23 protein-coding genes and 2 pseudogenes are annotated in these 25072 nt (G+C 67.6%); 6 read left to right on the top strand and 19 right to left on the bottom strand.

Translation table 11 applies throughout. From position 1 onward, the window contains the following. Both ACOOHF_RS02890 and ACOOHF_RS02885 read right to left on the bottom strand, forming a co-directional pair. Positions 1-2091: a PQQ-binding-like beta-propeller repeat protein gene (locus ACOOHF_RS02890; RefSeq protein WP_420463299.1), complete on the bottom strand. Its 2091-nt coding sequence runs from the start codon at positions 2089-2091 to the stop codon at positions 1-3. A gap of 427 nt (positions 2092-2518) precedes the next feature. Then, positions 2519-3439, bottom strand: a complete 921-nt coding sequence (locus tag ACOOHF_RS02885; RefSeq protein WP_419936230.1) for a hypothetical protein — start codon at positions 3437-3439, stop codon at positions 2519-2521. Between the two features lie 1344 nt (positions 3440-4783). On the opposite strand from ACOOHF_RS02885, the gene ACOOHF_RS02880 reads away from it, so the two are divergent. From ACOOHF_RS02880 to ACOOHF_RS02860, 5 genes are all read left to right on the top strand, one after another. After that, complete coding sequence (locus ACOOHF_RS02880; RefSeq protein ID WP_419936231.1) at positions 4784-6163, top strand: c-type cytochrome; 1380 nt, start codon at positions 4784-4786, stop codon at positions 6161-6163. A gap of 8 nt (positions 6164-6171) precedes the next feature. Then, positions 6172-7029 (top strand): hypothetical protein, encoded by an 858-nt coding sequence (locus ACOOHF_RS02875; RefSeq protein WP_420463298.1) that lies wholly within the window; start codon positions 6172-6174, stop codon positions 7027-7029. Positions 7030-7083: 54 nt separating this feature from the next. Then, positions 7084-9240, top strand: coding sequence for a prolyl oligopeptidase family serine peptidase (locus tag ACOOHF_RS02870; RefSeq protein WP_420463297.1), 2157 nt, complete (start codon positions 7084-7086; stop codon positions 9238-9240). 75 nt (positions 9241-9315) lie between these two features. After that, on the top strand, positions 9316-9495 hold the full coding sequence (locus ACOOHF_RS02865) for a hypothetical protein (RefSeq protein ID WP_420463296.1): 180 nt from the start codon (positions 9316-9318) through the stop codon (positions 9493-9495). A gap of 389 nt (positions 9496-9884) precedes the next feature. After that, positions 9885-11159: a hypothetical protein gene (locus tag ACOOHF_RS02860; protein WP_420463295.1), complete on the top strand. Its 1275-nt coding sequence runs from the start codon at positions 9885-9887 to the stop codon at positions 11157-11159. A gap of 515 nt (positions 11160-11674) precedes the next feature. Here ACOOHF_RS02860 and ACOOHF_RS02855 read toward each other — a convergent pair. The 11 genes and pseudogenes from ACOOHF_RS02855 to ACOOHF_RS02805 form a co-directional block, all read right to left on the bottom strand. Beyond that, positions 11675-12922, bottom strand: a complete 1248-nt coding sequence (locus ACOOHF_RS02855) for a KAP family P-loop NTPase fold protein (RefSeq protein ID WP_420463294.1) — start codon at positions 12920-12922, stop codon at positions 11675-11677. Then, positions 12894-12959 (bottom strand): annotated as a pseudogene (locus tag ACOOHF_RS02850) (hypothetical protein); the annotation flags it as partial. The gene ACOOHF_RS02855 and the pseudogene ACOOHF_RS02850, both read right to left, overlap by 29 nt. A 103-nt stretch (positions 12960-13062) precedes the next feature. Further along, positions 13063-13338 carry a hypothetical protein gene (locus ACOOHF_RS02845; RefSeq protein WP_420463293.1) on the bottom strand — a complete coding sequence of 92 codons (276 nt, stop codon included), beginning with the start codon at positions 13336-13338 and terminating at the stop codon, positions 13063-13065. Between the two features lie 106 nt (positions 13339-13444). Beyond that, entirely contained in the window at positions 13445-13627 is a 183-nt protein-coding gene (locus ACOOHF_RS02840) for a putative toxin-antitoxin system toxin component, PIN family (RefSeq protein ID WP_420463292.1), read from the bottom strand. Between the two features lie 46 nt (positions 13628-13673). Next, positions 13674-13805 (bottom strand): annotated as a pseudogene (locus tag ACOOHF_RS02835) (putative toxin-antitoxin system toxin component, PIN family); the annotation flags it as partial. Between the two features lie 38 nt (positions 13806-13843). Further along, on the bottom strand, positions 13844-14068 hold the full coding sequence (locus ACOOHF_RS02830; protein WP_420463291.1) for a hypothetical protein: 225 nt from the start codon (positions 14066-14068) through the stop codon (positions 13844-13846). Between the two features lie 279 nt (positions 14069-14347). Beyond that, complete coding sequence (locus ACOOHF_RS02825) at positions 14348-15331, bottom strand: hypothetical protein (protein ID WP_420464416.1); 984 nt, start codon at positions 15329-15331, stop codon at positions 14348-14350. A 93-nt stretch (positions 15332-15424) separates the two neighbouring features. Continuing rightward, positions 15425-15496: a DUF4160 domain-containing protein gene (locus tag ACOOHF_RS02820; RefSeq protein ID WP_419165464.1), complete on the bottom strand. Its 72-nt coding sequence runs from the start codon at positions 15494-15496 to the stop codon at positions 15425-15427. Positions 15497-15527: 31 nt separating this feature from the next. Continuing rightward, the gene (locus ACOOHF_RS02815; protein WP_419936239.1) at positions 15528-15800 is read right to left on the bottom strand and encodes a DUF2442 domain-containing protein; all 273 of its coding nucleotides are present in this window, start codon (positions 15798-15800) and stop codon (positions 15528-15530) included. A 147-nt stretch (positions 15801-15947) separates the two neighbouring features. After that, the gene (locus tag ACOOHF_RS02810) at positions 15948-16325 is read right to left on the bottom strand and encodes a hypothetical protein (protein ID WP_419936240.1); all 378 of its coding nucleotides are present in this window, start codon (positions 16323-16325) and stop codon (positions 15948-15950) included. 70 nt (positions 16326-16395) lie between these two features. Then, a complete protein-coding gene (locus ACOOHF_RS02805; RefSeq protein WP_420463290.1) occupies positions 16396-17481 on the bottom strand; it encodes an ARPP-1 family domain-containing protein in 1086 nt (361 codons plus the stop codon). A 126-nt stretch (positions 17482-17607) separates the two neighbouring features. Here ACOOHF_RS02805 and ACOOHF_RS02800 point away from each other — a divergent pair, with 126 nt between their 5' ends. Further along, on the top strand, positions 17608-18258 hold the full coding sequence (locus ACOOHF_RS02800) for a MerR family transcriptional regulator (protein ID WP_419936242.1): 651 nt from the start codon (positions 17608-17610) through the stop codon (positions 18256-18258). Here the strand turns inward: ACOOHF_RS02800 and ACOOHF_RS02795 are convergent. The 6 genes from ACOOHF_RS02795 to ACOOHF_RS02770 form a co-directional block, all read right to left on the bottom strand. Then, a complete protein-coding gene (locus ACOOHF_RS02795; protein WP_420463289.1) occupies positions 18240-19514 on the bottom strand; it encodes an FAD-dependent oxidoreductase in 1275 nt (424 codons plus the stop codon). The two genes, ACOOHF_RS02800 and ACOOHF_RS02795, sit on opposite strands and share 19 nt — an antisense overlap. A 98-nt stretch (positions 19515-19612) precedes the next feature. Continuing rightward, positions 19613-20506, bottom strand: coding sequence for an aminoglycoside phosphotransferase family protein (locus ACOOHF_RS02790; RefSeq protein WP_420463288.1), 894 nt, complete (start codon positions 20504-20506; stop codon positions 19613-19615). 21 nt (positions 20507-20527) lie between these two features. Continuing rightward, positions 20528-21403, bottom strand: a complete 876-nt coding sequence (locus ACOOHF_RS02785) for a tetratricopeptide repeat protein (protein WP_420463287.1) — start codon at positions 21401-21403, stop codon at positions 20528-20530. Further along, positions 21403-23262 carry a BatD family protein gene (locus ACOOHF_RS02780; protein WP_420463286.1) on the bottom strand — a complete coding sequence of 620 codons (1860 nt, stop codon included), beginning with the start codon at positions 23260-23262 and terminating at the stop codon, positions 21403-21405. The genes ACOOHF_RS02785 and ACOOHF_RS02780 overlap by 1 nt, the downstream gene beginning before the upstream one ends. Beyond that, the gene (locus tag ACOOHF_RS02775) at positions 23262-24038 is read right to left on the bottom strand and encodes a tetratricopeptide repeat protein (protein ID WP_420463285.1); all 777 of its coding nucleotides are present in this window, start codon (positions 24036-24038) and stop codon (positions 23262-23264) included. The genes ACOOHF_RS02780 and ACOOHF_RS02775 overlap by 1 nt, the downstream gene beginning before the upstream one ends. Next, positions 24035-25066 (bottom strand): vWA domain-containing protein, encoded by a 1032-nt coding sequence (locus tag ACOOHF_RS02770; protein WP_420463284.1) that lies wholly within the window; start codon positions 25064-25066, stop codon positions 24035-24037. The genes ACOOHF_RS02775 and ACOOHF_RS02770 overlap by 4 nt, the downstream gene beginning before the upstream one ends. Positions 25067-25072: the final 6 nt, after the last annotated feature.

Below are 25072 nucleotides of genomic sequence, written 5' to 3'. Positions count from 1 at the left end.
TCACGGCAGCGTCATCGCCGCGAGACCATCCGTCAACTGGATCATGACGTACTGCTTCCCCTCGTGGACCCAGCTCGACATCCCGTAGCGGGTGTTGCCGGGAAGCTCCACCTGTCCGACCCGTTCGCCCGTCCGCTTGTCGATCGCGAACAGGTGTGGGGTCCCGTCACTCGTCTGCCCCGAAGCGAGCAGGAGCGTGGGCGTCGCCACCATGGCCGAATGGCCGCGACGGCCCTCGTTCGGGTTCACGTCCATGCCCTGCAGCATCGGGTGATCGCGAATCATCGCCTGCTGCCGCTCCGGCGCGTCCCCGTGGGGGATCATCCACAGGTGTTCGCCCGTGTTGACGTCGATCGCCGTGATCCGTCCCACCGGCCCCTTCCAGATCCGCAGGCCCTCGACCGTTGCCTGGTCCGCCGTGTTCTCGGTCACGACGCCCGCCGCGCGCGAGAACTCCGAGTGCGTGACCCCCGTCTGGTCGGGGCCATCCAGGTCCGACTCCATGCCGGGCGCCACCATCACCGGAGAGCACCCGCTCGTCGAGGTAACGAAGACGACGCCATCGACCGGATCGGCGACGGGGGGACCCGTGATGTTGGCTCCGCCTCCGCCGCCCGGACAGATGAGCGCCGGGCCGTCCCCGTCGGGGTTACCGACATGCGTGGGCGGGTTGAACAGCGGCGCGAAGAGGTCGTTCTCGCGCGCGTACTGCAGCGCCATCTCGCGCAGTTCCGGCGTGTAGTCGATGAGATCGGCCTCGGTGCGACCCTGCAAATCGTACGGCGCCGGCAATGTCGGGTGAGGCTGCGTCGGAGAAAGCTTCTCGCCCGGAACCTTCGAGGCCGGCACCGACCGCTCCTCGATGGGCCAGATCGGCTCGCCCGTCTCGCGGTCGAGGGCGTACAGCCAGGACTGTTTCGTGGCCTGGAAGACGCCCTTGACCGGCTGTCCGTCCACCACCACGTCCATCAGAATCGGGGCCGTCGGCGTGTCGTAGTTCCAGATGTCGTGATGCACGAACTGGTAGTGCCACCGGCGCTCCCCCGTCTCCGCGTCGAGCGCGACGATGCTTGTGCTGAACAGATTGTCGCCGGGATGGAAGCCGCCGTAGTAGTCGATCGTGGCGCCGTTCGTCACCACGTACACGAGGCCCAGTTCCGGGTCTGCGGAGAGCGGCGCCCATGCCGACACGTCTCCGGTCCACTGCCAGGCGTCGTTCTCCCATGTCTCGTGCCCGAACTCGCCGGGGCGCGGGATGATGTGGAACTTCCACTTGAACTCGCCCGTGCGCGCGTCGTAGCCGAGGATATCGCCCGGGACCATCTCCTTCCGCGTCTGGTTGTAGCCCTGCTGCGCGGAGTTCCCGATGACGACCACGCCGTTGACGACGATCGGCGGGGAAGAGGCCGTGATGTAGCCGATCTCGAGCGGCATCCCCTGATCCGGGTCGTATTCCTGGTTCAGGTTCTCCCACGGCCCCCAGCCTTCGACGAGGTCCGCGACCAGATCGACCGCGCCGGAGGACGGGAAACCCTCCAGCGCCACGGGCTCACCCCAGTTCTCGAGCGGCTGCCCGGAGTCCGCGTCGAGCGCGTACAGGAAAAACCCGGGACTGATGATGTAGACGACGCCGCGTCCATCGATCTCGGCGTAGGCGACGCCCTTTCCGTACGCCTTCCGCATCGAGTACTCGTGCCGCCAGGTCATCGGTTCGGCGAAGCTCCAGAGGAGCCTGCCCGTGGAGGGGTCGAGCGCGACCACGTGCCGGTTTTCCCCCGTGACCGTGATCATCCTCCCGTCCACGTATGAAGGAGTGGCCCTCGGGGTGCTGGGTCCGAAGCTCGAGGCGTCCCACCGCCAGGCGACCTCGAGGCTCTCGAAATTCGAGGCGTCGATCTGGGTCGCCGGGGTGTAGCGCGTGTGCCAGACGTCCCCGCCCATGTAGGTCCACCCGGCCCCCTCGGTGCCCGGGCCCTGGGCCGTCGCGTCGCCACAGAGTGCCGGTACGAGAAGCCCCGCCAGGAGAACCGGATTCTGACGAGAGCATCTTCGGGATCGTCCATTCGAGTTCTTCTTCTTGATCGCCATCATCCGCGTTTTCTCCAAGGCACCTTGATTTGCCGCCTCTCGAACCTGGTCCTGCCACAGGGATAGGAGGGCAGCCTTCCTCTCCGCGCCCGCTTCTCGGCTCGCCGGCTCTACAACCGCTCAGCTTCATCGTGCGAGCAAAGTCTCGGGGGGCGCAACAGGTCGGCGCGTGGCGAGCCGGTGAGGTAACCCGTGGGGAGTTGGACACGCGACCGGCGGGTTTGGTCTATGGTGCTGGTCAGCCTTCGCGGTAGCAGTCCTCGATGATCTTGAGGCGTGGCTGCTCTCCGGCGGGTTTGGTCCAGACGAATGGTTGAGTTGCCCCCGGCCCGCGCGGCGCGACTGTCCGAACGTGCCAGGCTCGGAGTCGGCCCGGTCCCGGACCGCTACGACAGCGAACTGCGAGGCGACCGGTCCCGGGCGGTTCCGCTCAGTCTTCGTCCGCGATTGTGAACAGCCGAAGACTTGCCGGGTACATCAGCCACGCCGCGTCGTCCAGGACGCGGCTGCTCCAAGCCTCCTCCTGCAGAGGATCGCGCCACAGCACGGTCACCCGGCCGTCCGCCTCGTATGGCACGAACACGCCGTCAATCGTATCAAGTCCCGGAACGAGCCACACGCCCCGATCCCCGGCCCGCATGTCCTTGAACCCGGGCGCCACGGCTCCGGGGAAGGCCTCGGCCATCAGCTCCATGTCGGCTCGTACGCTCTTGACCAGCCATGCGGGTACCGGGATGCGGGAGATGTCAACGATTCGGGGCGGCTCGTACTCCAGTCCGATTCGCCACAGGCTCGTCCGGATCGCGTCGAGGAGTATCACCTCGCCCCTCCGTCCGCCCGACACCACCAAGTGCCCGGGACTGATCCGGTCCGGCCCGTACGCCAACTCGCTGGGAAGAGGAACCTCGCTTGGGATGTTCAAGGGCCGGTCCGCGACCGCGTATGCCGTGAGCAGGAAGCCCGGGTGCGCACTGGCCCCCACCGGGCCGAGGACATGGTCGACACCGAATCCGGCGGTCGTGGCCACGGGAAGCTGCGCGGTCTGCGGCTCGCCGCCTCCGAGAGGGAAGCCTACAAGTGCCCCTCTGCCGGGATCGCCCACCCATAGAGTGCCATCGGGTGCGAACTCGACGCGCCACGGGGACTGCAGGATCTCAGGATCCCCCGGCCCCAGGGGACCGCCGAGGGTCGCGATGTGCTCCCCCTTGGAGCGGAAGAGTTGGACCCGTCCTGCCAGCCGGTCCGCAATCGCGACCGTATCCCCGAACAAATCGAACCCTCGAGCCCGCTCCAGGAAGATGTCGTGCGAGAGGATGCCGCCGGGCGGCAGCTCTTGCACGAACTCGCTCACCACGACGTTCCTGCTCGAACCGACATCGGATCGGCCGCTTCCCTCGCCGCACGCCCAAATCGCGCACGCCGCCACCGCGACCAAGCGAAGCCGGTGGTGAAGGAGCGGCGCACCTCCTCCCCGGAGGTCACTCAACATTTTCTTAGCGAACAGTCATCACCAGGATCAGGATTGGTGATGATCACGATCGTACCGCAATCCACTTCGTTAAGGTTCACGCTTCGGCCGTCATCCATCTCGTACCAGCAGGTGCAGAGCAGGCAGGTCCCGAGGCCCCAGGTCCCCGGGAACGGGATGCTTACACACATTGAGAATGTGAGGACGCCGCGATCCGGCCGCATGGAGGAACTGCTCGAGATGTAAGGGGCGCAGCCGTGGACGGCCGCCGCCCCCACCGCGCCCGATGCGACCTCCGCTTCGACTGCGGGGACATCGTTGACCTCGTGAGCGGCGTCCTCTGCGTGGGCGTGCCCCATCGGCGCAAAGGGAGTCAGCGTGGCGAGTAGGAGACCAGCCGCCACGACCCGGCGGAACTGCCTCGCACACAGAGTGATCGATGAGGTCGCGGACGCCGCCAACATCCTTCCAGTTGCCGCGGTGCAGGACACAGCAGAGGGAAAAAGCCTAATGCGGAACATCTTGCCTCCCGGGTCTAGGGTGTTTTCCTTGCCCCGGGGGGACTCGCTCCCGGGACTCGCTCCCTGGACTCGCTCCCTGGACTCGCTCCCTGGACTCGCTCCCTGGACTCGCTCCCTGGACTCGCTCCCTGGACTCGCTCCCTGGACTCGCTCCCTGGACTCGCTCCCTGGACTCGCTCCCTGGACTCGCTCCCTGGACTCGCTCCCTGGACTCGCTCCCTGGACTCGCTCCCTGGACTCGCTCCCTGGACTCGCTCCCTGGACTCGCTCCCTGGACTCGCTCCCTGGACTCGCTCCCTGGACTCGCTCCCTGGACTCGCTCCCTGGACTCGCTCCCTGGACTCGCTCCCTGGACTCGCTCCCTGGACTCGCTCCCTGGACTCGCTCCCTGGACTCGCTCCCTGGACTCGCTCCCTGGACTCGCTCCCTGGACTCGCTCCCTGGACTCGCTCCCTGGACTCGCTCCCTGGACTCGCTCCCTCGGGACTCGCTCCCTGGACTCGCTCCAAAATCCCTACCGTCCCGAGGGACAGCGCACAAGGGCCGCGAGGCGCGGTCCCGCGGACATTTCCATTGCGGTACGGCAACAGCGTGCGGGCCCGCCTTGCACGCAAAGGGCGTTTCTTCGCACTGTATCCGGGTACTATGCCCGGGATTAACAAGGGGACCTACAGAGGACGAGTCCCATCGCTCCGGAGGACGTCTCATGCGTGAATCGCGTCACTCGAACCAGACCTGGTCGCGTATGGCGGCCCGGGCAGTCTTCATCGTTCCGCTGACCCTCGGTCTCGCGGTCGGCGCGCTCGCGGCGCAGGGGCCGGCCGCCAACGGCGCGGCGGTAGACGTCACCTTCGCCCGGGACGTGGCCCCGATTCTCCAAGCAAATTGCCAGATCTGCCACCGGCCGGGTTCCGTTGGGCCCATGCCGCTCCTCACCTACCGTGACACGCGCCGCTGGGCCCCCCGAATGAAGGAACTGGTCTCCCAGCGGCTCATGCCCCCGTACCACCTCGACACGGGTGTCGGCATCCAGGACATCAAGGGTGACTGGCGGCTGAGCGAGGAAGAGATCGAAACGGTGGTCGCGTGGGCGGACGCCGGGGCCCCCGAGGGCGATCCGGCCGACATGCCGGCCCCGGTCGACTGGCCCAACGAGCAGAAGTGGCAGCTCGAGGACGTACTCGGCCCCCCGGATCATGTCATCAAGTCGAAGCCCTTTGACGTGCCCGCCGAGGGCGGCGACACCTGGTGGCGCCCGAGAGTGCCGACGGGACTCGAGGAGGACCGCTGGATCATGGCCTTCGAGACGCGGCCTTCATTCCCGGCCGGACGCCAGGTCGTCCATCACGCCATCCCCCGCCTCCTGCGGCTCGACGAAGAGGGCGAGTACCAGCGCATCCAGAGCCTGTCGGAATACGCGATGGGCAAGATCGGCGAGATCGTGCCGACCGACGCCGGACGGCTGTTGAAGGCGAACGACATGATCGAGTGGGACGCCCACTACTATCCCATGGGATATGAAGTCGACGACGATCAGGTCGAACTCGGGATCTGGTTTCACCGGGAGGGGTTCGAGCCGGAGTTCCAGCAGGATCTGAGCCTGTATCCCCTCCGCGGCGACATCGCGCTGGCGCCGGGAGGTACCGCCATGACGCAGGGGTTCCACCGCTGGGACCATCCGGTGAGACTCGACAGCTTCCAGCCGCACGGGCATGTGCACCTGCACGCGATGTCGATCCAGGCGATTTATCCCGACGGCAAGGTCGAACTCGTCAGCATGGTCACGGATTTCGACGCGCGCTGGCACCACAGCTACATTTATGAAGACGATGCGGCGCCGCTGCTCCCGACCGGGACGGTCCTCGTCATGACGGGATGGTACGACAACACGGAAGAGAACGAGCTGACGCCGGACCCGGAGATCTGGTACGCGCGCGGCAGCCGGACGGGCGACGAGATGTCCCACGCGTGGCTCGCCGTGACGCACCTTTCGGAAGACGGTTTCGAGCGGCTGGTGGAGGAGCGGGAGACGCTCACCAGCGACGACGACGCCGACAGCAACAACGACGGCAACAACGACAACTGAGCCGAGCCATGCGTACCGGACGTCTCGCGGCCGCCCTGCTCGCCGCGCAGCTGGGGGCGGTCGCGCCGACGGCCGCGCAGCAGGTACAGCGGCTGCCGCTCGCGCCCATCCCGCCGAAGGGCGAGCCGGTGGCGCCGTTCTTCGAGGGGTGGTACCGGAACGACGACGGCACGTTCACGCTTTCGTTCGGCTTCTTCAACCTGAACACCGAGCAGATTCTCGACATCCCCATCGGCGCGGAGAACTCCATCGAGCCGGCCGAGTTCGACGGGGTGCAGCAGACGCACTTCCCGGTGCGGCCGCGCCGGGATCGGGGCGTGTTCTCGGTTACCGTGCCCCCGACCTGGGAGGACGGAGAGCAGCGGGTCGTGTGGACGATCACGGCGAACAGAGTGACCTATTCCGTGCCGGGGCGCGTAGGAGTCTCTGCGCTGCAGCTCGACTACGGGCCGCGCGCGATGGGGTCCGTGCCGCCGATGGTGCGTTTCGACCCGGAGGGGCCCGCAGGCCAGCACGTACAGGGCGTCTGGGGGGAGCCCCGCACGGCGAAGGTCGGGGAGCCGCTGACCCTCCAGCTGTGGACTGACGAGGTCTCCGTCCGGGATCCCGAAGACCTCGTGAACCAGGAAGTCGACGTCGAGGTGAGCTGGTTCAAGCATCAGGGCCCTGCCGCCGAGGTGTCGTTCGAGCCGTGGCAGATCACGATCGCGGGCGGGACCGGCGAGGCGACGACGGCAGCCGTGTTCAGCGAGCCGGGGGAGTACGTGCTGCGGGCGCGCGTCGACAACTGGAACGCCAACGACAGCACGGGCGGCGACCAATGCTGCTGGTCGAACGCCTACGTCCGGGTGACCGTCATCCCCTGACCCTGGCCTTGTCCCGGTAAGCGGTCGTGCGAACCCCCGCTACAAGGAGGCGTCATGGCGGACCCGACACGCCGCGTCATCGCTGCACCCGCCGGCCGCCTCTTCCCGCTGCCCGCGCTGGCCGCCGTCTGCCTGGCGGCGTGCGGTCCCGGCTATCCGGCTCCGCCCGAGACCGCTCGCGTTCCGGTGGTCGACACGCTGCACGGGGTCGCGTTCACCGACGACTACCGGTGGCTGGAGGACCAGGAGAGCGCGGAGACGCGGGCCTGGATCGCCGAGCAGAATGCCTACGCGGAACAGATCGTGGGCGAAGCGCCGCTGCGGGCGGAACTGGAGGGGCGCCTCCGCGAGCTGATGGACGTGCCCGGGGCGATCTTCCCGCGCCGGGCGGGGGAGTACGAGTACTTCTCGTTCCGGAAGCCGGGCCGGGAGGTAGGGGCGATCTATCGCCGGCCGGCGCCACCCCCTCCGGAAGACGGGCGCCGGGGTGGGCCGATCGATCCCGAGGGTGAATTCGAGGTCGTGGTCGACCCGCTGGATCTGCGGCCCGACGGCACGACCAGCGTGGACATCCAGGACTTCTCCCCCGACGGCCGTCTCATGCTCTACGCCATCCGGGATGGAGGGCGGGACGAGCGGGAGTTCCGCGTCCGCGACCTGGAGGGCGGCGAGGACCTGCCCGACCGCCTGCCGACCTATCTGTACGGCAACATCTCCTTCGATCCGGAAGGCGACGGCTTCTACTACAGCCGCCGGTCGCGGGAGACGGGCGCGCGGATCCGCTACCACCGGCTGGGGACCGACCGCGAGGAGGATGAGGAACTGTTCGGGGAGGGGCACGGGCCGGAGCGGTTCGTCAACTTCTCGCAGGGGGGCGATGGCCGGTGGCTGGTGTACACCGTGCAGCACGGCTGGGCGCGGACGGACGTCTACCTGCACGACCTGCGCTCCGGGGTGGGGCCGGAGCCGCTCGTCGTCGGGGCCCCCGCGCGCTTCAGCACCCGCTTCGTCGAGGACGAACTCTTCCTGCTCACGAACCTGGATGCGCCGAGGAACCGCCTGCTCGCGGTGGACCCCGAGAACCCGGACCCGGATCCGGCGGCGTGGCGGGAGGTGCTGCCCGAGGCCGACGACCTCCTGACCGGATACCGGATCATCGACGGGCAGATCTACGCCGACTACCTGCACAACGTGAGCAGCCGGATCGTGCGCTACGACATGGACGGGACGCGGACGGGCGAGATCCCCGTGCCCGAACATCACGTGGCCACGCTTCGCGAGTGGGGGGAGGGGCGCGCGCTCCTCACGCTGACGTCGCTCCTCACGCCGTCACACATCGTCGAGATCGACCTCGAGACGATGGAGAGCGAGCCGTGGCTCCCCTCGGAGGTCCCATTCGACGGATCGGAGTACGAGGTGCGGCAGGTCTGGTACACCTCCGCCGACGGGACCGAGGCCCCGATGTACGTCGCGCACCGCCGAGGGCTGGAACCCGGCGGGTCCGCGCCCACGCTCCTGTACGGGTACGGCGGCTTCAACGTGAACCTGCTGCCCCGTTTCGACGCCCGCGCCGCCGTGTGGATGGAACGCGGGGGTGTGTACGCCATCGCGACGCTGCGGGGCGGCGGCGAGTTCGGCGAGGAGTGGCACCGGGACGGCATGCTGGAGAACAAGCCGAACGTGTTCGCCGACTTCATCGCGGCGGCGGAGTGGCTCATCGACAACGGCTACACGAACCCGGAGCGGCTCGCGATCCGGGGCGGGAGCAACGGGGGCCTGCTCGTCGGCAGCGCGCTCACGAAGCGGCCGGATCTGTTCCGCGCCGTCTTCTGCGGCTTCCCGGATCTGGACATGGTCCGCTTCTACCAGTTCACGCACGCGAACAACATGCCGGCCCTGCTGGAGTACGGGAACGCGGCGGTCGCCGAGGAGTTCGAGGTGCTGCGCACCTTCTCGCCCTACCAGAACGTGCGCGACGGCGTCGACTATCCGGCGGTCATGCTCACCCAGGGAGATCTCGACACGCGGGTGCCCCCGCTGCAGGCCCGGAAGATGGCGGCCCGCCTCCAAGCCGCCTCCAGCTCGGGTCTGCCGGTGATCCTCGACTACGATCCGCGGGCCGGCCACGCGGGCGGCCGCGCGTTCAGTCGCAACGTGCGCAACACGGCGATGGAACTCGCCTTCCTGCTCCAGCAGCTCGGCGCGTCCTGACCCCCGAACCAGGCTCGGTCGCCCTCCTTCGCCTATCTTGAATCGCGAAGTTCCAGAGGAATCCGGGGGACGGCCATGCGCAAACACGGCGATTTGAACGAAGAAACCAGCACCCCTCCGGCAGATCCGGTGCGTCCGACGGCCATCGATGTCGAAGCGCTGCTGCGTCGAATACAACTCCGGTACGAGACGCTCGGGCCCGTCGATCTGAGCGAAGACAACCTTCGACGCCTGAAGGACGCCGGACGACCGTGATTCTGTCGCTCCGTGATCCATGGGCTCCTTGCATTTCTGATGAGATTCGGTTTGTATTCGGTTGCGGTGTGTGATTGAAGACGCCATAGCCCAGAGCATGTACTCCCCTTTTGCGAACGCCAACGGAGTGGAGTTTTGATCCCCGGATGAAACATGGTTCGATCTTGGTTTCCAGCTTGGAGGCGGCTACACGCGAAGGTGTGCACCGAAGGGAGCGTCATGTCTGAAGCTGCCAGGAACCTCTTCCGAGGCCCCTGGACGATCCGCGACATCGGGCCTGCGGTCCGGCAGGCGGAGCCTCGCGCTCCGCGCGCCGTGAGCGCGGTTGCCTGCGGTGCGGTGTCTGGAGGCGTCAAGGTCCCCGACCAGTCCTTAAGGGCGGTCCCGGCATGACTGCGGAAATTGCGGTCCTCAACAAGTCGGCGATCGCCCTCGCGGCCGACAGCGCCATGACCGTTTCGGGTACGCCGAAGCGCTACCCGGGCAACAAGCTCTTCGCGCTCAGCAAGAGTCATCCCGTCGGAGTGATGTTCTACAACAACTCGGAATTCATGGGGATTCCATGGGAGACCCTCTTCAAGATCTTCCGACAACGGATACTCCGGGCCGGCAGACCAACGGTGGCGGATTACGCGGAGGATTTTCTGCAGTACATATGCGATCCCGTGATCTGTACCGACGAACAGCAGTCCATGAATCTCCAGCGAATCGCCGACGCGTTGTTCGCGGGCGTACGGTCCGCCGTTGACGAGGAGAGGGCGACGGAGCCTGGCGAGAATGGTGACGCCGCGGCCGTTCGAACGGGCGTCGACCGCTGGCTGACTGACCTGGAGGCAGCGGATGGCGCTTCGTCCCTACAGGGGGTCGACTGCGCCGATCTTGTTCAGCGAAACCGGGGATCCATTGAGCAAATCATCGACGAACGTTTTGGGGGTATCGTCATCGATGATTCCAGCCGAGGCTTGCTCTGCGACCTGCTCGCGGTGGCCTTGGGAAGCGAATGGTTGTCGAACGGTCACTCTGGCGTCATCTTTGCGGGGTTCGGCGAAGATGAGTTCTTCCCGAGCCTTCTTGAAATCACGACCGATGGCATGATCGGGGATGCGTTGAAGGTGGTGGTTCGGCAGGTATACGACGTCTCGCGCGATGGAACTCGGGCAGCCATAGTTCCGTTCGCTCAAAGCGAGATGGTAGAGCGATTCATGGTGGGGGTCGATCCAGAGCTTGTCGACTATATTCGGCTCGCCGCCTACCTGAGGTTCCGTCGTCTTGCGCAAGCGATGAGTGGCGGCGATGCCGATGGTGAGCTGGAGGGGGACGTCGCGGCCCTCAACGAATTGGCTGAGGCACTGAGCGAGGATCTTCTCCAGGATGTGAAGCGGTTTTGTGGCGAGCGCTTCTCGCAGCCGATCGTGACTATCGTTAGACATCTTCCCAAGGAGGAGCTGGCGATCATGGCGGAAGCCTTGGTGAGCCTTACGTCTCTCAAACGGCGCGTCTCGCGAGACGACGAGTCCGTCGGCGGGCCGATAGACGTGGCCTTGATCTCGAAAGGGGATGGTTTTATCTGGAGCAAGAGAAAGCACTATTTCGACCCAAAACTCAACCTTGACTATTTTGCGAGACTGGCCGCAAGAACGAACCACGCAGGAACGGAGGCCTAGATGAGTTCGGGGCAGAACAGAATTCTTAGAAAAGACGATCGGAATCGTGAGCCGCGGGAGAGAGAGTGGCTGACGTCACCCCAGAAGGAAGAGATTAGGCGGCGGGCGATCAAAGACTCGGAACGCTCGTTCGAGAGGGTTCGCGAGCAGGTGGAGCGTCTGACCCGGCGTGCGAAGTCAGGGCAGTGATCCGCACGACGGAGTCGGCCAGTATCGCCCATTCTTGTCGGAGCGTCGCTTGGGCAGGGCTGCCACGCTGCAAATCCCGCGAGCAACAAGCTGCTGCACGTTGACCGTCCGTAGCCCGGCCGAGTGAGTCGTCAGCTCGGGCAGCGTGCGATCACGGTCTCCGTCCGACTCAAGGCTCGGCCGTCCTACCGCGTCCAGCCGGGAGGGTGCTTTCAGCCCTCACTCTCGGCCTATCCGATTCCGGCGAAGCGACTTGCAGTGCGGGTACGGAGAAAATGTCGGCGATCACGAAGATCCGAAACCAGCCTCGCAGAGCGATTCACATCTTAGGCCAAGTCCTCGGAAAACAGTTCGAGCCGCTTCACGGCCATACTGAAGTGGTCTTTCCAGAATCTCCACGTGTCTAGTGACCGCAGCGTTCTGCTCAGTTCCTGTTGGTGTCGCCAGGCGGCTCGTTCCTCCGCATCATCGGGTTCATCTTGTTCTTCGAGCTTCGCACACTTTTTCTGGATCCATTCAGTGCTTTCCCCCTGAGACACGAGCAGGATTGCCTCGAAGAGGGTTCGCCCTTCCATGCGACTGAATGCTGCCCCAGCTGGCTTCTTGTACAATTCACCGATCACTTGGTCGGCTGAGAATTGGCGAGTCACGAACTCCTGATATAATCTCGCATCCAGCGTCCGCAGAATCAGTGCAGCGGCGGCTGGCATCAGGAGCAGCCGTTGATTCTCGGAAAGGGAAGCGAAGACGAGTCCAAGTCTATGAATGGCCTGGGCGACTTGCCGAAGGCTGAGTTGTGGTAGAGAGAACGCTCCCTTCAGCATTCTTCGAAACGTGCTTAGGGAGTGCCGTACTTCCTGCGAATTCGTTCGGTTGAGGAAATTGTTGATACCGGCGGCGTCCAACATCGCATCGACGAACGCACCTCGATCGGGATCGGGTAGCCGAAAATCGATGTCGAGGAATCGTCTCAGATACCCGTGGGCATCGAAGTCCTGACCATAAAGAGCCTTGACCGAGTGCTCCAGTTCGGAGCGGTTCACGGCCAGCGCAAACACGACGTGACGCACCGAGAACAGGTGCTTTGCAATCTCGAGAAGCTCCACGGCGTACGATGGTCGACAGCGGTCGGTCTCATCAATCAGTACGATTAACGGTTTGTTGCCGTGACATTCGGACAGTGCGTCCGCAGCGGCTTGGAGTTCTCCAGAGAACCGACGGAGTTGTTTGACGCCGTCTTTGTAGCGGTCGACGCGCTCTCCGGGTTCCTGGAGGACAGTTAGGTCCAACACGCCGTGAGTCGCAGCGCTGAGGATGGACGGGGCTACGGCACGCAAGAGCTTCGGCACTTCGTCCTTTAGCTTCTGGACGTATGGGCTGGCTCTGCTGTCCCGGGAGTTCTCAAGGTCGGCGAGAAGCTCCGTTGAGAGTGCGAGCAAGGGGTCGCCGGTGAAATCAGTGTCCCAGGCGTTATAGGTTGTGACGGCGAACCCCTTCGTTCCGCAGGTGCTGCTCCCACATCCGAAGGAACGTGGTCTTTCCGGCGCCCCAGGGCGCGTCGACCGCCAGTACACAAGGACCTTCAAGGGAGCCGACGAGCCGGGTCAGCACTCGATGGGCTGCCTTCGGCCCAGAAGGTCGTTCTTGAACGGATCGTCTTCCGGGATGTCGATGTCTGGAGGTTGAATGCGAAATGCCATCACTTCGGATCCGGTTATTCGAGGAGCTTGAAGACGGCGTCGGCGGCGTCGCTGTAGAACTCGATGTTGAGCTTCGTCCAGGTGTCGTCCGGGAGGTTCATCAGCTCACGGCGCGCGGTGACCGGGAGGAGAAGGATGGAGGCGCCCTTGTCCACGGCGAGTTCGGTGATGGCCACCGGATCTGCCAGCTGGTCCAGGGAGCCGCCGAGGTTCAAGGGGCCGGTGATGATCGCGCCGCCGCGGGTGCCCCGATCGAGGAGTGCTCCGACGAAGGCGGCGAGGACGGGCACACCGAGGTGAGTTCCGGACGTGTCCGCGTCAAAGGGGCGCAGCTGCAGGGTGTATTCGTGGGGCCGGGCGTTGCGGTCGCCGATGAGACTGGCGGCTTGGGCGTAGTCAAACTGGAGATTGTAGATATTCGGAGGGAGTGACGATCTGCACACCGGAGAAGGGATGCAGGGCGAGCAGATCCGCGTCTCCGGTCACGATGCAAGATGCGTCGCCGTTGACGGCCAACTCCAGAATGAGGTCGTCTTTGGGATCTCGGCAGGCGCGAATGGACATCGCGATCTCGATCAACTTCGCTTCGCGGCGCGACGAGAAACCGGTCCCGCTCCTGTCGCGAGACGTACCGGTCGAATTTCTTGCGAGAAAGCACATCGTCCAACTCGTTAAGGAATGGAACCGAAACCAGAATCACGCCTCGGTCGAGCGCTTGGGCGAAGGCCCGTCCCGGCGCCGAGGCGTGGAACAGCAACGCGCTGACGACGACATTGGTGTCGAAGACATCTCTCCTCAACGCCCATCCAGGATTGTCTGCAGGGTCTCCGGCGTGAGTCCCCGTCGCTGCGCATCCCGGCTGATGTCACGCATGATCTCGCGAAGCGATTGCCGGTCCCGCGTAGCATCACGCAAGCGTAGGTTCACCAACAGATCCAGCTTGCGGCGGTCCATATCGGAAACCGAGCGATACGCTTGCGCTGCGTCCGGGTCCACCGACACGGTGATCTGATCCGTCATGGCTTCGCCTCCTTGGAACGCCTCGCCGCCCTGGTATCGAAGGCTATCCGCTTGGCGAGACTGCGTTCTTCTCTCAGGTATTCTCTGAGCAGAATCCGTTCCCGCAGCATCGTCATGTCCGCTCCTCTATTTCGAGCCGAGTGGTACACTCCCGACCATGAAGATAACGTCCCGCCCGATGGTTTTCGAACAACCCCCTGATAGCGGAAGCACCGTTCAGCGCACGATCACCGGTCCGTTTCGGACCGCCTCCGTCAGCTTCCGTTGGTGTTCCGCCAACTAGTCCTGAACGGCCGTTTCGTCATCCAGGGTGCCGCGGCGTACAGCGACCGTCGTGACGGGTGGATCGTCGGGCGGGAGGTGTCGGACAGCCTCGGTCATTGCTTTGCCGGCCCGGCCGGGCACGGCGTCGATACCCGACTGCCAGGCCGATAGGCTGCGGGCATCAAGGGCCTTGCTCAGGGCGTCGGTTGTCTGGACCTGGAGCGGCTGGGGGAGGGTCAGTCCGACATCGCGCCGGATCTCCTCGCGCGCGGTTTCGTCCAGCCTCGACCAGGTCGCGTCGCCGTCCAGGTGGGCGGCGGCTGCTTCGGCAACATCGAGTTCGCCGACCACATGGCGGCTGAGCGCAGTGGCCAGTTCCCATACCGGCGATCGCTTCCGGGCGCGCTCTGCGAGCCGCTCCCAGGCCGCGATCGACGCCTCGATATCATCCCTTGCCTCGTAGATGGCAAGCAGATGCTCGTTGCCGGTGAGGGGGCCAAGCTGGTCAAGCCAGACCGGTGCGGGAACGGCCGGCAACGGAGCACTGCCTCCCGCCTCCGACGCGAGCTTGTGCAACGCGGCGAGAAATTTCGCCGCCAGCGCCCCTTCCTCGCCGCCCCTGGCCCGTACGTCCGCCTTGCTGAAGAGGCTCCGAATCGCGACGAGCTGCGCACGGGTCAGACGCACCTTCTCGGCACGGAACTCGGTCGTGTTGATGGCGGTTTGATCGAGCTGCGCAGTCTTGAGGGGGTGCCCGTTGCGCGTGGCCGTGAGGTGGCCGATTCCATGCAGGGCGACGAGCGCGGCGTCGACGGCGTCCTGCGGCCAGCCGTACGGGGCCGCGAGGAGTTGTTTCCGGATGGCGCCTCCGCGAGCGCCTCCGCCCATCGCGTCGAGCACTTCGCGGGCGACGGGGTGGTCGGCCACCGCCTGGTCCCAGCCGACGACGACGAGCGGCGCGTCGGACCCGTCGCTTCGTGGCGTCGTGCCCGCGCCCACGCCGAGTGCAACTCCGCTTGGTGAAGTGAGGCCCACTCGACTACGAAGCCCAGCGCCCTTGGCGGAATCCGTCCCTTGAGCACTGCGAGATCGTCAATGCCCACAACGGCCTGTGCCACCGTATTCCGCGTGGAAATGGGGCGGACCATGTTCCCGGAAATACATGCGGATGACGATGCCGTAGAATCGACTGACTTCAGGCACTTGGGGCTTGCGCTCGAAGCGCCGTCAGAACGTCTTCCCCCGGCTTGCCGGTCAGTTCGATGTAAAGGGCATCGGGACACAGCTCGATCTCTTCGTTCCACGCGACCGCTCCATGGGGAGCCACATGGACATCATCGAACACACCTGGGTGATCCCAAACCCGAAACACTCCCTTGCCGCTCAGATTGGACAGGTCAACCTGACCGGAGGATCCATCCGAATAGCGGAGCCAGATCCGGTGCCCCTTGCGGGGCTCTACCGCCATCAGTCTAACCACGGTGTCGTCCTGTTCTTGTCCGGTTTCGGGTCAAGGTACCCCCCCTTCGCGAGTTTCTGGACCTGGCTCATCGGCGGGTACCCTTCTCTTCGTGCCTTGCGACCCGGCTGCGGGGAGGCGGTTCGCCGTCCCCGGTCAGGAACTCGCGGCGTTACGCGCGACCTTGTCCAGTACGGCATCGTTGAGCCGGGACCCCACTTCGTCCCGGATCACGGCCAGGAACGGGCCGCGCACCAGCTCCTGGCCCTCGCCGAGCGAAAGAACGGGCCCGGCGGTCGAGCGGAGCAGGGGATCGCGGGCGAGCGCGCAGAACATGGCCAGAAGCGGGCGGCTCCGCGGATCAGCGTCCCACAGCCGTCTGAGCACGCGGAACAGGGCGAGCCGGGGATCTAGCCCGTACAACTCGTTGAGGCGCTGCCGCGATGTCCGGCGCGTCGCCAACGTCGGCTTCCCGAGCGCGTTCTCCTCCACGATGGCGGCGCCGTACTCCGCGTGAGTGGCGTCGGGCGGCATCGGCTTCGCTCGCGTCAAATGCGGCGGACGGCAAGTCTGCCGTCCAGCCGCGCAGCGATCCGGTTGGGTTCTAGTAGACTTGGGGAGGCGAGTCCGGGGGCTCCGGGCGTGTTCGGTCGATGTGCCGGTGGCGGAGGGCGTCGCGCCTCTGGCGGTAGGGGGCGTAGACGCGGTCGTCGTCGCCGCCGCGGCGGTGGCTGCGCGGGTCCGAGAACCCCGACAGGTGCACGGTCACGTCGTCCGCCACGAGCGCGCCTCCGATCGCGCCGTCCGCCCTGATCCCGACGTCGCGGCCGAGACCTACGGCGGGGTGGTCGTCGAACGATCCCGCGCGCAGCCGCTCGAGGAAGTCGCGGGCTCCGGAGAGCGGCGCCGGCCTGCCGGCGTCAGAATCCCGTTCCCGCACCCGGTCTCCCGCCCCGGCGAGGCTGAAATCCAGCGCGTCGACCGCGTAGCTGCCGACGAGCTTGGGGAGGAACGCGGCGAGTGTCCCCGGCCGGTCGAACACGTCCAGGCCGAAGCGCCGCTCGCCCACGGCGAAGATGGCGCCGACCTGGCCCGGAACGGGGGCCACGTCCCGCACGTAGTCCTCCAGCGTCTTCCTGTGGCGGTCGAAGATCTCGCTCATCGCACCGGTCGCGGAGGGCGCGGACATCGCCTCGGCCGTCTCGTGGATGGAATCCCAGACCTGACCCTGATCGGAGCGTCGCGTGCCCGTGGTGCGCATCGATTCCTGCACGCTCCGGTTGCGTGCGGCCCGCCCGCTCGCATAGTGCATGCGATCGGACACCCCGAAGTCGGGGCGGTCGTAGGACCACCGGCCCGCCTCCACGCAGGAGACGGGGATGATCGTCGTCTTCCCGGCCGCGACGAGCAGGGTGAGGTTGGCGACCCGGTTTTGCTTGGCGCCGACCAGTTCCTCGCCGTCGACGATGAGCACGGGGCGGTCCGCGCGGTTCTCGACCGCGAGGTCCGGCACGCTCCCGCCCTGCGAGACCTCGCGTATCGACACGAGTCCCTCCTTCAGCCCGTCCGCAAGCAGGACGTAGTCGAGGGAAGGGCGCGCCTTCGCCGTGAGAGGGAAGACGGAGAGCCCACCGTGGAAGGCCGGATCTCCGATGCTCAGATTCGAAATGGCGGTCTTGACTTGGTCCATTGCCCGACTCCTCGTATGTTGTCAGTGATGATACGATGTTGACAGTAACGCGGAGTTCTGGATCAGTCAACAGTATTCGTCGGTACACGACATGAGATGTCACTTCAGGTAGCGGGAGCCCGTACGATGAGCGGCTACACGGTCGGGGAACTGGAGCGCGACACGGGGTTCAGCCGTAGGACCATCGCCTACTACGTGCAGCTTGGACTTCTGCCTCGGGTCGGACGGATGGGGCCGAAGACGCGTTATCCCGAGCAGGTCCGGGACCGCCTGCGCTTCATCCGCCGGGTGCGGGAGGCGCAGGAGGCCGGCGCGGTGCCGCCCGTCTCTCTCAGCGACATCGGCGACGCGTTCGAGCGCGCGCCAGCCGGACTGATCTCCGCCGTCGGCGACGGACGGACCGCGGTGACCCCGGAGATCTTCTCCCCCTCGAGCCCCGGGTTCTCTGCCCCATCGCGGCGTCGCGCCGCCCTGGAAGACCGCATGGAAGTCAGGGAGGCCCCGGCCCCCTACCTGCGGTCAGGGGTTCGCGAACGGCTCGAGCGATATCGGGAGGAGTCCCGTGCGCGACCCGTGCTCCCCGCCAACGCACCATCCGCGGATCCGTTCGGCGAAGGCGAACCGCGTGTGTACGGCCGGCCACCGGACGTGGGTCGCGGTGACGACCTCGAACGCGCGGAGTTGCTCGCCGCGCTGGAGGAGGCCGCGGAACAGCTCGAGACTGTGGCGCGGAAGCTGCGCCGGCTGCTCCGGCGCGGTCAGGACTCGATGTCGTAGAAGCTCTCGACCGGGGGCGGCGTCGCGGGGACGGGATCGGATTCGAGGGTCTCGCGCATCCTCGGCGACCACCGGGCGGCGGCGAAGCGGGGCAGGCCCGAGGCGCGTTCCGTCATGGCCGCGACGAGCCGGGTCGCGCGGTCGAGGCGCTCGGTGATCTCCTCCTCGATCGGCTCGAGGCTCCAGTCGCCGCGCTCCATCACATGCCCGAGGGCGATGCCGTCCGAGCGCGGGAGGATCCCGATCCGGCCGCCCCCCGGTGGGCTTCCCTCGAGGCTGTAGTCGAGTTCGGGCTGGGGGGGGAGGAAGGTGAGCTGGCCCTTGATGGGCGTCATCGTCTCGTCCCCGAACAGGGCCCGCGAGCCGAGCCCCGTGCAGTTGGCGATGAGCGGTTCGTCGAGCGACAGGAGGTCGCGAGGCGTGCCGAAGTCGCGGATCCGCACCCGCCCTCCGAAGAGGAGGAACTCCTCCATCAGCCGATCGAGGTAGATCGAGGGTTCGATGCGGAGCGTCGGCCGGCGGAGCGCGTAGGTGCCGGGGAAGGGATGTTCTCCCGGCTGCAGCACCGTCGCCTCCACATCGAGGCCGGGGTCGAGGCCGCTCTCGACCTCCGCCAGGCCCGAATCTTCGCTCGCCGGACCCGCGAGACGGTTCCTCCATGTGTACGTCGTCAACCACGACACCCCGCGTCCCGCCCCGGCGAGCAACTGGAGTTGCCTGTAGGAGGCGCGGACGGCGCGGTCGAACTGTGCGTCGAAGGCCGGGGTCCTTTCCGGGGCCGACACGAGGTTCGAGAGGGGTGAGAACCCGGCGTAGGCCATGTTCGAGGTCGTGTCGGGCGGAAGGGTGCGCGCATGGATCGTCACCTCGAAGCCGCGCCGCTGGAGTTGCCGCGCGGTGGCGAGGCCGACGGCGCCGGCTCCGATGACGGCCGCCTGCCGGGAGGCGTGAGGCTCGGCCAGCTCGGCCACGAGCAGGCCCGTCCCCCACGAGAGCGAGATGCCCGCCCCGCCGTGCCCGTAGTTGTGGATCACGGTCTTGTCGTCCAGCCGCTCGGCGGCCACGCGGAAGCCCGCGGGACGGAAGGGTCTCAGCCCTACGGTGGTCCGGATGACGCGGTCGGGTGAGACGCGGAGGAGGGGGAAGGCCGGCGCGGCCGAGGGCGGCGGATAGCGACGCCAGGCGCCGGAGCAGCCCCCGAGCCCACCACTCAGGGCGGCCGCCCCTACGGTCTTGATCAGCGTCCGACGGTTCACTCGGCCTCGCCTTCGTCTTCGCCACTGCGGCTGTGCCCGCAAAAACTGGCGCGAGCCACCTCGATCGGCCAGACGCACCGTCGGAGGTCGGGTAGCTGCTACAGGTCTTCGGCGAGACGGCGAAGGGCGGCCGCGGCGACCCTGTCCGGCGGTCGGCCGAGGGCCGGCATGGGGTCGCCGGCGGGAGTCGGAAGAGCCCCGAACGCGGAGCCGAAGAAGATCGCCCAGCCCATCGCGCGCACGACCAGGGCTTCGGGCGCGCCGTACGATGCCAGACAGGCGGTCCGCGCCGGGCGGCCTTCGAACAGCATCCAGACGGCGGCGAGATCCGTCGCCACGTCGCCCGCCGCGAGGTCTCCCCAGTCGATGACCCCGGTGAGGATCCCGCCCCGGACGATGAGATTGGAGGGGTGCAGGTCTCCGTGCAGCCAGCGGCGCGCCCTGTCGGCCGGTGCGGCGACCGCGCGCCGCCACGCCCGGAGGAGATCCGGGGTCACGAGGTCGGTACGGTCGCTCAGCCTCGCGAGCCGGCCTTCGACGTCCCCGGCCCGATCCCTCAACGGGGTCCCGCGGAAGGGGTTCGTCGGCGCTCCGGGCGACGCGATGGTGTGCAGCGCCGCAAGGAAGTCCGCGACGCGCGACCCCTCGGCGGCTCCGAGCGGCTCGACGTCCGCCGTCGTGCCTGGGATCCAGGGGACAACGCTCCACGGCCGGGCGAACCCCTCCCCGGGCACCCCGACCCGAAGCGGAACGGGGACCGCCACCGGCAGCTGGCGGGCGAGCGACGGAAGCCACGTCTGCTCCTTGATCGTGAGTTCGACGGCCGCCCTCCGGCGCGGCACCCGCACCGCGAGGTCGTCGCCGAGCCGGTAGGTGACGTTGTCCCACCCCGAGTGACGCTCGTGGATGGGCAGATCCGCCAGGTCGGGGTGCTGGGCCCGCAACGGATCCGCCACCAGCCGCTCATCGATCCGGAGTTTGGGTTCCGCCACTCCCGGGCTCGGCACGTGCAGCTATATCGTCTCGAGGTCTCTGGCCCGCACCCACCCGACCTTGCCGTCCTCGAGCACGATCTCGAGCCAGGCATCGGATCGCCGGTCGATTCGGACGACGGCCCCCTCGTGGATGGTGAACAGCTGCAGCGACGGATCGTCGGAGGGCGCGCTCTGGACCGCGGTCTCGGTGCGGAGGATCACGCCGCGTTCGGCCCGTCCGATACCGGATTCGCGGACGAGGAGATTCGCCCCGAAGACGAGCGTGAGTGCGGCGGACGTCGCGGCGACGCGCCGGGTCCACGGACGCGGCTCCCTCGCGAGCAGTCGATAGAGGAGGGCGGAGGCGAGGGCGAGGTAGCCCAGCGTGACGATCGCGATCAGCCAGCCGCGAGGCACGAGGCGTACGGCCCAGGTCACGACGCGCGGCACCCAGAAGCCGGGGAGGGGCGTGATCCGGTCGGCCGTGAGGGAGCGCGCGAGTTCCAGGTTGGCGCGCACGTTCTCGTCGCCCGGAAGCTCGAGCCGGGCCCGCTCGTAGAAGAGGATCGCGCGGCCCAACTCGCCGAGCTTGAAGTAGGCGTTGCCGATGTTGTAGTGCAGGTCGGCGCTGTCCAGCCCCTCCTCGAACAGCCCGAACCAGGCGTCGAGGGCGCCCTGGTAGTCCCCCGCCTGGTAGAGCCGGTTCCCCTCCTGGAACCGGTCGGCGGCCGCCGCCGCGCCCGAGAGGGCCGGAGCGTCCTGGAGGCCGGCGAGCCCGGCCGCGGAGGTGCCGGTCGCGAACGCGCTGGCCGCGAAAACGGTGGCCGCTAACCCCAACGGGAGTGCCGCCAGCAGTAGCCGGCGCGGCCGGGGGCGCCGGCCCGCACGCGGGCGTTCGGTGGTTCGGCGCGGCATCAACCGATCTCCCGGGCGAGCGCCGACAGCACCGACTCGGCGCGGGCGAGGAAAGCGCGTCGTTCATCGACCTCCGCGCCCACGGGGGCGAAGCGCTGCCGGTCGCAGGCCTCCAGGACCTCGAGGAACTCGTCGACGGTGGCATCCCGGGCGCCGCGGCCGGCCAGGGCAGGGCGCAGATCGTCGCGGATGATGCCGGCGGCCGAGGTGTCGAGCTTGTCGGCCGCGTAGCCCTCGAGCGCCTGGGCCGTCTCGGCGTGGAAGGCCCGGGCATCTTCGCCGCCCGCGAGCCGGGCCGCCCGGGCCAGGCGCTTCCGCGCCACGCGGGCCGCCCGGCGGTCGCGCGCGTACGCCTGGTCGCCGGTGAGCCGGTCGCGCCGGCGCCGCACCCCGGCCGCGCCGGCGATCATGCCGAGCGGCGCCAGCGCGACGACCCAGAACCATGCCTGGTCGAACAGCGTCTCGCCCCGGCGGCGGAAGCGCGGCGTGTCGATCCGGATGAAGCGGATGTCCGAGCGCAGCGCCTCGACCGAGCCCCTCGCGCGTGCCCCGGGCAGCGCGTCCACGGCCGCCCGGCCCGTCACCCGCAGTTCGACCGGGTCCGCCGATGCCGTTTCGTACCGGCCCGCCGCCGCGTCGAAGTACCCCAGGTCGACGCCCGGAAGGGTCAGCGTCCCCGGCGCGCGCGGGATCAGCACGTATTCCCACGTGCGGGTCCCCGACACGCCCGCGTCCGTGGTGCCGAGGCGGTCCGTCACCTCGGGCGGAAAGGCCTCGATCGTGGGCGGAAAGGCGAGTTCCGGCGGCGCCAGCGCCTTGAGGTTGCCGGAACCGGATACCTCCACGCGCAGCGTGACCGCCTCGTTCGCGGCGAGGCTGTCGCGGTCGACCGAACTTTCGACCGCGAGGTCCCCCACGAGTCCGGTGAACCCGGCGGGCCGGCCCTCCGCCGGGAGCGGAAGCACCTCGATCTCTATCGGGCGCGAAGCGGCTCCCGTCGATACGACGTCTCCGAACAGGGAACTCCGGTCGAAGAAGCCCCCGAAGATGTCGTCGAGGCGGTCCCGCGACCGCCGCTGCACGCGCACCTGGGCCTCGATCGCGAGCGGCTCGAGCGTCTTCGTGCCGGGCCCCGTCGGGTACAGCGCCACCTTGCGGATGATCGCCGTGGCGTACGCCTCGCCGTCCCGCACGACCTGCTCGACCCGCGGCTGTTGCGGCAGTTCGAACTCCTCGACCCAGAACCCCGCCGTCGGCGGAAGACGCGTCACCCCGTACGAACTCACGTTGACCCGCGTGTAGAGCCGGTACTCGACGATGACGGGCTCGTTCTCGCGTACCTGGCGCTTGTTCGGCTCGGCGACGACGAACAGGTCGTCCGGGCCGATCGTCCCGGAGTCGGCGGGCCGTTGCGCAGGTGCGCCCCCCGCGCCCGGTCCCGGCGGCGGCGGCGACGACACCCGCAGGCTGAGCGGCTCCGTGGTCAGCGTCCGCCCGCTCGCCTCGACCGCCACGGGCCCGATCTCGAACGTCCCCTCCGCCGTCGCCTGAAAGCGGTACTGCACGGTGAGCGAGACCGTCGTCCGTCCGTTCACGATCCGGACCGAAGTCTGCGTCCCGCTGCCCAGGAAGGCGGCGAAGGCGCTCATGTCGGGGAGCGCCGGATCCTGGTCGAACCGCTGCACTCCCTCCAGCACGACGTTGAGCGTGAAGGTCTGCCCGACACCGACCTCCCCCCGGTCGAGATGCGCCGATGCCGTGACGTCCTGTCCCGCCAGCACGGACGGGGTCAGGGCGCAGGCCAGAACCCACGCCGGCGCGACGTGCGCGCGGCGGAGCGCGAACGAAAGGACCCTCATCACCAGTCCCTGCGCGGCCTCGTCCCGCGCGCGGCGGTTCGCGGCTTCCGATTCACTTCGTCCTGATCCTCCTGAATCGCGCCCAGCAGACGCTCCGCCTCTTCCCTCGTCATCTCACCGGGTGGGGGAGGTCCCTGGGGCGGAGACTCGGTGTCGTCCGGGTTCTGGTCCGGGTTCTGTTCGGGGTCCTGCTGGTCCCCCGGATCCTGTTCGGGTTGGTCCTGCTCCTGCTGCTGGTCCTGGTTCTGCTCTCCCCCCTCCGGCGGCGGCTGTCCCTCGTTCTCGCCGTCCCCCTGCTGCTGCTGTTGCTGCTGCTGCTGCTGCTGCTGCTGCTGCATCTGTTCGAGTACGCGCTCGAGGTTGTGCTTGGCGTCGATGTCCGCCGGGTCCGCGCGCAGCGCCTGCTTGAACGCTTCGAGGCTCTCGGGCAGGGTGCCCTGCCGGTAGAGCGTGTTCCCGAGGTTGTACCACGCGGCCGCGGCGAGTTGCGGGTCCCCGCTCTCCACGGCGGTACGGAAGGACTCGAGCGCGGACTCGTAGTTCTCGCCCTGGTAGAGCGCGTTCCCGTCGTTGAACCGGATGATGGGGGAGTCCGGCGCCTCGAGCAGCGCCTCGAGATACTTCTCGTGTGCCTCCGCGAACCGTCCCTCCTCGTAGAGGCGGTTCCCCTCGCGCGTCTCGCCGCGCCCCGCCTGGCCGCGGAGTTCGTCCGTCCCCGCGACCCCCAACGTCACGAAGGCGGCGAAGGCCGCCAGGGCCGCCCGCTTCGTGTTCACGAAAACCTCCCTCTCCAGGCTCGTACCGTCTTCTTCCGATCCGTCCACAGACTCTCCAGGAACAATAGGAGAATCGCGGCGCCCAGGAAGATCTGAAACTGTTCCTCGAACTGCGTGACCTCGCGGGCGTCGATCTCCCGCCCGCCGAGCGACGCCACCTCCTCGATGAGGGCCGTGAGTTCGCTCGCTTCGGGGGTACTGCGGAACAACCGCCCGCCCGTCCGCGCCGCGATCTGCCGCAGCGTGGCCTCGTCGAGTCGGGTGGTGATCACGGCTCCGGTCTCGTCCCGCTTGAACCCGCTCGGCCGCCCGGCCGCGTCGAACTCGGGGATCGGCACGCCGTCCGTCGAACCCACACCCACCGTGTGGATGATGACCCCGGCGTCGAGGGCCCGATCCACCGCGGCATCGATCCCTCCCTCGTGGTCCTCGCCGTCCGTGACCACGATGATGAGCCGCTCCTCGACCGGCGCGTTGGAGAAGGCGTCGAGCGCGAGTTCGAGCGCGGCCCCGAGGTCGGTCCCCTGTATCGGCACGAGGTCCGTGTCCATCGCGTTGAGGAAGAGACGCGCCGCCCCGTAGTCCGACGTGAGCGGACTCTGGACGAACGCCTGTCCGGCGAAGGCGATGAGGCCGATGCGGTCCCCGTCCAGCCGCTCGATGAGGCGCTGGATCTCGAGCTTGGAGCGCTGCAGGCGGTTGGGGGCGATGTCCTCCGCCAGCATCGAGGTGGACAGATCGAGCGCCACCACGATGTCCATGCCCTCGCGGCGCACGGTCTCCACGCGCGAGCCGAACTGCGGCCGCGCCATGGCCACGACTGCGAACCCCACCGCCGCAAGCACGAGCACCGCCTTCCAGAAGCGGGCGCGCGGGTTCACGGTCCGGCTCAGCTGCCGCACCAGCTCCAGGTCTCCGAAACGCGCGAGGGCCCGGCGCCGCAGGGTCGCCCCCCGCCACAGCAGCGCTACCACCAGCGGGATGAGCGCCAGCGCCACGAGAGCCGTCACGAAACCGAACCGGAACACGACCTA

Origin of the sequence: Candidatus Palauibacter sp. (genome assembly GCF_965216145.1) — a bacterium.
GTDB lineage: Bacteria > Gemmatimonadota > Gemmatimonadetes > Palauibacterales > Palauibacteraceae > Palauibacter.
The sequence above is the reverse complement of the archived record's forward strand: the minus strand, read 5'-3'. Positions and strand labels throughout refer to the sequence as shown.

Bases quoted from the DNA above. Each gene is read 5' to 3' on its own strand.
- ACOOHF_RS02890 (WP_420463299.1), bottom strand. From the start codon at position 2,091: ATGATGGCGATCAAGAAGAAGAACTCGAATGGACGATCCCGAAGATGC.
- ACOOHF_RS02785 (WP_420463287.1), bottom strand. From the start codon at position 21,403: ATGCCGCGCCGAACCACCGAACGCCCGCGTGCGGGCCGGCGCCCCCGG.
- ACOOHF_RS02880 (WP_419936231.1), top strand. From the start codon at position 4,784: ATGCGTGAATCGCGTCACTCGAACCAGACCTGGTCGCGTATGGCGGCC.
- ACOOHF_RS02875 (WP_420463298.1), top strand. From the start codon at position 6,172: ATGCGTACCGGACGTCTCGCGGCCGCCCTGCTCGCCGCGCAGCTGGGG.
- ACOOHF_RS02865 (WP_420463296.1), top strand. From the start codon at position 9,316: ATGCGCAAACACGGCGATTTGAACGAAGAAACCAGCACCCCTCCGGCA.
- ACOOHF_RS02870 (WP_420463297.1), top strand. From the start codon at position 7,084: ATGGCGGACCCGACACGCCGCGTCATCGCTGCACCCGCCGGCCGCCTC.
- ACOOHF_RS02805 (WP_420463290.1), bottom strand. From the start codon at position 17,481: ATGGACCAAGTCAAGACCGCCATTTCGAATCTGAGCATCGGAGATCCG.
- ACOOHF_RS02860 (WP_420463295.1), top strand. From the start codon at position 9,885: ATGACTGCGGAAATTGCGGTCCTCAACAAGTCGGCGATCGCCCTCGCG.
- ACOOHF_RS02800 (WP_419936242.1), top strand. From the start codon at position 17,608: ATGAGCGGCTACACGGTCGGGGAACTGGAGCGCGACACGGGGTTCAGC.
- ACOOHF_RS02780 (WP_420463286.1), bottom strand. From the start codon at position 23,262: ATGAGGGTCCTTTCGTTCGCGCTCCGCCGCGCGCACGTCGCGCCGGCG.
- ACOOHF_RS02810 (WP_419936240.1), bottom strand. From the start codon at position 16,325: ATGCCGCCCGACGCCACTCACGCGGAGTACGGCGCCGCCATCGTGGAG.
- ACOOHF_RS02830 (WP_420463291.1), bottom strand. From the start codon at position 14,068: ATGACGGATCAGATCACCGTGTCGGTGGACCCGGACGCAGCGCAAGCG.
- ACOOHF_RS02815 (WP_419936239.1), bottom strand. From the start codon at position 15,800: ATGGCGGTAGAGCCCCGCAAGGGGCACCGGATCTGGCTCCGCTATTCG.